Genomic DNA, 7,767 nt, shown 5'->3' with positions numbered 1-7,767 from the left:
CCCGTGGCATGCGCCATCAGAGCGAGGCCAGCGACGGCCGAATTGATGAAGGTCTTCGTGGCCGCGACGCTGCGCTCGGGGCCGGCCAGGATATCGATCGCATAGTCCGAAGCACGCGCCAGCGGCGAATCGGCGGTGTTGGTGATGGCGACGGTCAGCGCGCCCCCCGCCCGCGCGGTTTCGGCCATGGCGACGATATCGGGGCTCTTGCCCGACTGCGAGATTGCCAGGCAGGCCGAGCCGGCCAGCCTGAGCTTGCGGCCGTAGATCGAGGCGATCGACGGTCCGACCGATGCGACGGCCAGGCCGGCGGTCAGCTCGACGGCGTATTTCATGAAGGTGGCGGCATGGTCGGACGAGCCGCGCGCCACGGTGACGACGAACTGCGGGTCACGTTCACGGATGCCGCGCCCGGCCTCTGTCAGCACGGCGCCGGAGCCGTCGAGCAGGCGGGCGACCGCTTGCGGGACCTCCTCGATCTCGCGCCGCATATGGGTCATTTCTGCCGACATGGTCGGCTTTGTCGTGCTCATGGTCGGCCCTCTTCGCTCGGCCCTGTCAGCCGCAGTTCGGCGACGAAATCATAGGCGTCGCCTCGGTAGATGGAGCGGGTGAATTCGATCACCTTGCCGCTCGCCAGATAGGAAATGCGTTCGATGTGCAGGCCGGCAATGCCTGGCGGCACTTCGAGCAGGCGCGCGTCGCTGTCGCCGAGATTGGCGGCGGAGATGCGCTGCACCGCCCGCACCGGCCGGTTGCCGGTCAATTCCAGCGCCGCGTAGAGCGAGGAACCTATATCGGCCGGATCGGGCAACACGCTGGCCGACAGCGAGGCGCGTTCGATCGCCAGCGGCGTGTCGTTGGCAATGCGCAGGCGCGCCACCCGCGCCACCAGTTCGCTCGACGACAGGCCGAGCACCATCATCTCGTCGGGCGAGGGCGCGTAAAGGCCGCGGTCGAGCCATGCCGAACGCACCGCCATGCCGCGCCGCGCCATGTCCTCGGTGAACGAGGTCAGCCGCGACAGCGACTGTTCGACACGCTCCATGCGCGGCGCCACGAAGGTGCCGGAGCCGTGGCGCTGCACCAGGATGCCGCCCTTGACCAGGTCCTGCACCGCCTTGCGCACGGTGACCCGCGAAATATCGGCCTTGGTGGCGATGTCGCGCTCGGAAGGCAGCGCGTCGCCCGGCCCGATGAGGCCGCGATTGACCGCGTCCTCGATGCTCTTGCGAAGCTGCAGATAAAGCGGCGCGCCGCTTTGCGCCTGATGTTTGAGCGTGGCGAAGATCTGGTCGGCGGCCTCGCTCATCGAGTTGCCTCCGCGTGTCCGGCGAAAAGGCGGACCGCTATCTGCACCGCGCCGCCCAGCGCGTCGTCGAGCGGCGGCTTCAGCAGCGCCCGGTAACGGGCAGACAGGCGCGGCGCGTAGAGCGGCGCCAGCCCGCCGAGCAGGCACAGCGGCGCGTCGTCGGCGAGATCGAGCGCGCCGAGCGAGGCTTCGACATCGGCGACCACCCTGTCGAGGATCCAGTTGGCGACGCTGTCACCCTTCTCGGCATGCTCGAACACCTTGGGTGCGAAGCCGCCGAAATCGCCCGGCTTGGCATTGGTGGTGAATTCGACGACATCCTCCGGGTTGTTGCGGAACACGGCCAGCATGCTCTGCGTCAGCGGCGAACCTTCGCGGACGCCGTCATAGGCAAGCAGGGTCTGTTCGAGCAGGTCGCGGCCGATACGGGCGCCGCTGCCCTGGTCGCCAACCTGGAAGCCCCAGCCGCCGATGGCCCGCGATTTGCCTTGTCTGCGCGCCATATAGGCGGTGCCGGTGCCGAGGATCGCCATGGCGCCGTCGCCGGAGCCGACAGCGCCTTCCAGTGCGATCTCGGCGTCGGTCTCGACGCGGCTGATGCTGAACGGCAGGATCGCTTCGAGCTGCTGCCGGTAGGTGCCGACATTGGCGCCGGCCAGCCCGAGAATGGCCGGCGTCTGCGGGATCAGTTCCGCATCCTGCCCGGCGGCGAGAAACGCCTGCCGCGCGGCCTCGACGATGTTCGAGCGGGCGCCGGTCAAGTCGGTGCGGATGTTGGCGGCGCCGCTTTTTGCGCGGCCAATCACCGTGCCGTCCGCCGTTGCCAGGGCGGCCCTGCAGCTGGTGCCGCCGCCATCGATTCCGAGCACGAAATTCACGTGATTTCTCCTCCAGGCGGATAATACCAATAAAATACCAATAGCCAAGGGTTAATTTCCGTTTCAAAAAGATTAAGCCGTATTTTATTGAAAATCCTATGAATTTCGCCGGCTCAGCGATTTCCGGCCAGCGAATTCGTTAATGCGTGTGGACAAGTGGTATTTTTTTGGTATTGTTCTGGTATTGGAGGAACCGGGATGGCCGAAACGCGCACCGAAGCGCTTCACAAAAATGCCGAGGGGCTGGATATCCAGCCTCCGGACGCCATCCTTTCCTATCTGGCCGATGCGCAGATCGAAGCCGCCAAGGTCGTGCGCCATGCCATTCCATCCATAGCCAGGGCCGCCGAGATCATCGCCGGCAGGCTGAAGAGCGGCGGCAAGCTTGCCTACGCCGCGGCCGGCAGCTCAGGCCTGATGGCGCTGGCAGATGCGCTGGAACTGCCGGGCACCTTCGGCATTCACCGTGACCGCATCGCTATCCTGATCGCTGGCGGCGACGACGCTTTCCGCACGCTTGCCGGAGGGCCGGAAGACGATACCGAGGAGGCTGCGGCAGCGGTCGCCGAGGCCGGCCTCGGCAAGGGCGACTGCCTGATCGCTATTTCCGCCAGCGGCACGACGCCCTATGCCGTGCGGGCCATCGAGGACGCCCGGCTTCGGGGCGCCGCCACAATCGCTATTGCCAACAACGGCAACACGGCGCTGCTGCGCCTGGCCGATGTGGCCATCCTGCTCGAAACGCCGCCGGAGTTGATCGCCGGCTCCACGCGTATGGGCGCCGGCACCGCCCAGAAGATCGCGCTCAACATGCTGTCGACGCTGACCGCCATCCATCTCGGCCATGTGCATGACGGCTACATGGTCAATCTGATGGCCGACAACATCAAGCTGCGCGGCCGCGCGGCGCGCATCGTCGCCGCCGTCAGCGGGTGCGGCACGGACGAAGCGGCCCGCCTGCTCGAGAAGAGCGGCGGCGCGGTCAAGACCGCCATTCTGCTCGCCGCCGGCGCCGACAGCACCGACGCGGCGCAGAAGACACTGGAAGAGGCCGGCCAGAAGCTGCGCCCGGCCCTTTCCGCTATAGAGGGGAGCAAGGGCTCAAAAGCCTCCGTTCTCATCAAAACCGAACCTGAAAAAGGTCAACAGGGAGACTGAGCATGACAACGAAACTACTGACGGCACTGCTTTTGGGCACCAGCATTCTCGGCTCGGCCGGGGTTGCTTCTGCCGCAGACGTAACGCTCAACATCGAAAGCTGGCGCGGTGACGACCTTGCCATCTGGAAGGACAAGCTGCTCCCGGCTTTCGAAGCCAAGAACCCGGGCATCAAGGTGGTGTTCGCGCCCTCGGCTCCGACCGAATATGACGCAGCGCTCGGCGCCAAGCTCGCCGCCGGCTCGGCGGGCGACCTGATCACCTGCCGCCCGTTCGACAAGTCGCTCGAGCTGTTCAAGAAGGGCAACCTTGCCGATCTCTCGGCGCTGCCCGGCATGGAGAACTTCTCGCCCGTGGCAAAGTCCGCCTGGCAGACCGACGACGGCAAGGCGAGCTTCTGCGTGCCGATGGCCTCGGTCATCCACGGCTTCATCTACAACAAGGACGCCTTCGACAAGCTCGGCATCAAGGTGCCGGAGACCCGCGACGAGTTCTTCGCCGCGCTCGACAAGATCAAGGCCGACGGCACCTACATCCCGATGGCGATGGGCACCAAGGATCTCTGGGAAGCCGCGACCATGGGCTACCAGAACATCGGCCCCAACTACTGGAAGGGCGAGGACGGCCGCGCAGCACTGATCAAGGGCGAGCAGAAGCTGACCGACAAGGACTGGGTCGCGCCGTATGAGGAACTGGCCAAGTGGAAGCCTTATCTCGGCGACGGCTTCGAGGCGCAGACCTATCCGGACAGCCAGAACCTGTTCACGCTCGGCCGCGCCGCCATCTACCCGGCCGGCTCGTGGGAAATCGGCCTGTTCAACACCCAGGCCCAGTTCAAGATGGGCGCCTTCCCGCCGCCGGTCGAGAAGGCCGGCGACACCTGCTACATATCAGACCATACCGATATCGGCATGGGCCTGAACGCGGCTTCGAAGAACGCCGATGCGGCCAAGACCTTCCTGTCCTGGGTCGCCTCGCCCGACTTCGCCACCATCTACGCCAACGCGCTGCCGGGCTTCTTCAGCCTGAACTCCTCGCCGGTGAAGATGGAAGACCCGCTGGCGCAGGAATTCGTCTCCTGGCGCGGCAAGTGCAAGTCGACCATCCGCTCGACCTACCAGATCCTGTCGCGTGGCACGCCGAACCTCGAGAACGAGACCTGGGTTGAATCGGCCAACGTCATCAACGGCACCGATACGCCGGAAGCCGCGGCCAAGAAGCTGCAGACCGGTCTCGACAGCTGGTACAAGCCGGCCAAGTAAGAGCTCGGCTGAGCGCTGCTTTATCTCCCCCCTCGAGGGGGAGATGTCGCCGAAGGCGACAGAGGGGGTCGGTGGAGGCAGGCCGCGACTTGATCGTTGCTGGAAAGCGCGGTCAAATGTCGATGGCGCGCTGCCTTGACCGACCCCACCCGCCTCGCTTCGCGAGGCACCCTCCCCTCGAGGGGGAGGGAGGCGCCGCGCCTTTGGCGGCATTTGCCGAGACCTAAACGGCGGGGACCGAACTCATGGCCGCAGATATCAGACCGAAAAGACCGTTCCGCTGGCATATAGGCGTCTTCCTGGCGCCGGCGGTGCTTGTCTACACGGCGATCATGATCCTGCCGCTCGCCGGCACGCTGCAGCTGTCGCTGTTCCGCAACATCGAGCAGCACCAGGTCTTCGTCGGGCTGGAAAACTTCCGCACGCTGTTCGGCGACCCCAACTGGTCGGTGGGTTTCTGGAACGCGCTGAGGAACAATGTCTGGTTCTTCATCATCCACATGATCGTGCAGAACCCGATCGGCGTCATGCTGGCCGCGCTTCTGTCCAGTCCGAAACTGAGATTCGCGGCTTTCTACCGCACGGCGATCTTCGTGCCGACCATCCTGTCCTTCGTTATCGTCGGTTTCGCCTGGAAGCTGATCCTGTCCCCGTTGTGGGGCGTGGCGCCGCATCTGATGGACCTCGTCGGCCTGAAAAGCCTGTTCACGCCATGGCTCGGCAAGGAGCAATATGCACTGACCGCACTCAGCCTGATCTCGGTGTGGCAGTTCGTCGGCATCCCGATGATGCTGATCTACGCGGCACTGCTGTCGATCCCCGAAGAGGTGATCGAGGCCGCGGAATGCGACGGGATTACCGGCCTGTCGCAATTCTGGAAGATCAAGCTGCCGCTGATCCTGCCGTCGATCGGCATCATCTCGATCCTCACCTTCGTCGGCAATTTCAACGCCTTCGACCTGATCTACACCGCGCAAGGCGCGCTCGCCGGGCCGAACTATTCGACCGACATTTTAGGCACCTTCCTCTACCGCGCCTTCTTCGGCTTCCAGCTGCAGACCGGCGACCCCAATATGGGCGCGGCGATCGCCACGATGATGTTCCTGATCATCCTCGGCGGCGTCTGCGTCTACCTCTTCCTCGTCCAGACGCGCCTGCGTCGCTACCAGTTCTGAGGGGCCGAGAGATGAGCACCGCCACCCGTTCCGTGCCCCGCACCATCGGCGCCCACGCGATCCTTTTGACCTACACGGTGATCGCGCTGTTTCCGGTGATCCTCGTCATCATGAACTCGTTCAAGTCCCGCGCCGGCATCTTCGGCGCGCCTTTGACGCCGCCGACGCCAAAAACCTTCGACCTGATCGGCTACACGACCGTCATCGGCCAGGGCGACTTCATCCACTATTTCCAGAACAGCCTCGTCGTCACCGTCGCCTCGCTGTTCTTCGTGCTCCTGTTCGGCGCCATGGCGGCGTTCGCCCTGTCGGAATACCGCTTCCGCGGCAACTCGCTGATGGGGCTCTACCTGGCGCTCGGCATCATGATCCCGATCCGGCTGGGCACCGTCGCCATCCTGCAATTGATGGTGGCGAGCGGGCTGGTCAACACGCTGACGGCGCTGATCCTGGTCTACACCGCGCAAGGCCTGCCGCTTGCCGTGTTCATCCTGTCGGAGTTCATGAAGCAGGTCTCCGACGATCTGAAGAATGCCGGCCGCATCGACGGCCTGTCCGAATACACCATCTTCTTCCGGCTGGTGCTGCCGCTGGTCAGGCCCTCGATGGCGACCGTCGCCGTTTTCACCATGATCCCGATCTGGAACGATCTGTGGTTCCCGCTGATCCTGGCGCCGTCGGAAGAAACCAAGACGGTGACGCTCGGCGCCCAGCTGTTCCTCGGCCAGTTCGTCACCAACTGGAACGCCATCCTGGCAGCCCTGTCGCTGGCGATCATGCCGGTGCTGATCCTCTACGTCATCTTCTCGCGGCAGCTGATCCGCGGCATCACGTCCGGAGCCGTCAAGTGAACTCTGAAACACCCCTCCGCGTCGTCATTGCCGGCCTCGGCAATATGGGTCGCAGCCATGCGCTGGCCTACCATACCAATCCAGGTTTCCAGATCGCGGCGCTGATCAATCGCTCCGACGTGCCGCTGCCGGACGGGCTGTCGGATTACGGCATCAGGCGCTCCTTCGACGAGGCGTTGCGCGAGGAAAAGCCCGATGTCGCCTGCATCGCCACCTATTCCGACAGCCATGCCGACTATGCGGTGAGGGCGTTCGAGGCCGGTTGCCACGTCTTCGTCGAGAAGCCGCTGGCAACGACGGTGGCCGACGCCAGGCGCGTCGTCGCGGCGGCGAAGGCCAATGGCAGGAAGCTGGTGATTGGCTACATCCTGCGCCATCACCCGTCCTGGATCAGGCTGATCGCCGAAGCCCGCAAGCTAGGCGGCCCCTACGTCTTTCGCATGAACCTCAACCAGCAATCCTCAGGCCACACCTGGGAGACGCACAAGCAGTTGATGCAGACGACGTCGCCGATCGTCGACTGCGGCGTGCACTATCTCGACGTCATGCTGCAGATCACCGATGCGAAGCCGATCGAGGTGCGTGGCATGGGCGTGCGGCTGTCCGACGAGGTGGCGCAGTCGATGTACAATTACGGCCATCTGCAGGTGCTGTTCGACGACGGCTCGGTCGGCTGGTACGAAGCCGGCTGGGGTCCGATGATTTCGGAAACGGCGTTCTTCGTGAAGGACGTCATCTCGCCCAATGGCTGCGTGTCGATCGTCATGAAGGAAGGTGTGAAGTCCGATGACATCGACACCCACACCAAGACCTCGACCATCCGCCTGCACAGTGCGGCGACCGGCGCGGACGGCAAGTTTCTCAAGGCCGACGAGATGCTGTCGATGGAGGGCGAACCCGGCCATCAGGATCTCTGCGACCTCGAACAGGCCTTCGTGCTGAAGGCGATCCGCGAGGATCTCGATCTCACCAAACATATGGACGACGCGGTCAAATCGCTCGCCGTCTGCCTTGCAGCCGACGAGAGCGTGCGCAGTGGAAAGGCGGTGCGGTTGTGATCAGGGAATTGTCGTCAGGGGCTGCGCTCTACGGCGCCCCCCTCTGGCCTGCTGGCCATCTCCCCCTCAAGGG

General features: G+C 64.5%; 8 protein-coding genes. 5 read left to right on the top strand and 3 right to left on the bottom strand.

Going from position 1 to position 7,767, the window contains the following annotated elements; translation table 11 throughout:
• From EN984_RS14830 to EN984_RS14820, 3 genes are all read right to left on the bottom strand, one after another.
• The coding region (locus EN984_RS14830) for an SIS domain-containing protein (protein WP_164765477.1) at positions 1-512 on the bottom strand (512 nt) is incomplete at its 3' end.
• Between the two features lie 17 nt (positions 513-529).
• Positions 530-1,312, bottom strand: a complete 783-nt coding sequence (locus EN984_RS14825; RefSeq protein WP_027040192.1) for a GntR family transcriptional regulator — start codon at positions 1,310-1,312, stop codon at positions 530-532.
• Entirely contained in the window at positions 1,309-2,190 is an 882-nt protein-coding gene (locus EN984_RS14820) for an N-acetylglucosamine kinase (protein WP_127267935.1), read from the bottom strand. Before EN984_RS14820 ends, EN984_RS14825 begins: the two co-directional genes overlap by 4 nt.
• Positions 2,191-2,388: 198 nt before the next feature.
• Between EN984_RS14820 and EN984_RS14815 the strand changes: the two genes are divergently transcribed.
• The 5 genes from EN984_RS14815 to EN984_RS14795 all read left to right on the top strand — a co-directional run bounded on the left by EN984_RS14815 (position 2,389) and on the right by EN984_RS14795 (position 7,694).
• Entirely contained in the window at positions 2,389-3,348 is a 960-nt protein-coding gene (locus EN984_RS14815; RefSeq protein ID WP_127272472.1) for an N-acetylmuramic acid 6-phosphate etherase, read from the top strand.
• Positions 3,349-3,350: 2 nt separating this feature from the next.
• A complete protein-coding gene (locus tag EN984_RS14810; RefSeq protein ID WP_127269378.1) occupies positions 3,351-4,610 on the top strand; it encodes an ABC transporter substrate-binding protein in 1,260 nt (419 codons plus the stop codon).
• A 245-nt stretch (positions 4,611-4,855) separates the two neighbouring features.
• Positions 4,856-5,785: a sugar ABC transporter permease gene (locus EN984_RS14805; protein ID WP_127269379.1), complete on the top strand. Its 930-nt coding sequence runs from the start codon at positions 4,856-4,858 to the stop codon at positions 5,783-5,785.
• Positions 5,786-5,796: 11 nt separating this feature from the next.
• Entirely contained in the window at positions 5,797-6,636 is an 840-nt protein-coding gene (locus EN984_RS14800; RefSeq protein WP_127265686.1) for a carbohydrate ABC transporter permease, read from the top strand.
• Positions 6,633-7,694: a Gfo/Idh/MocA family oxidoreductase gene (locus tag EN984_RS14795; RefSeq protein WP_127269380.1), complete on the top strand. Its 1,062-nt coding sequence runs from the start codon at positions 6,633-6,635 to the stop codon at positions 7,692-7,694. The genes EN984_RS14800 and EN984_RS14795 overlap by 4 nt, the downstream gene beginning before the upstream one ends.
• The last annotated feature ends 73 nt before the right edge of the window (positions 7,695-7,767 follow it).

It is taken from the genome of Mesorhizobium sp. M7A.F.Ca.CA.004.12.1.1 (genome assembly GCF_003997835.1).
Taxonomy (GTDB): domain Bacteria; phylum Pseudomonadota; class Alphaproteobacteria; order Rhizobiales; family Rhizobiaceae; genus Mesorhizobium.
This window is presented reverse-complemented; position numbering and strand designations above follow the sequence as displayed.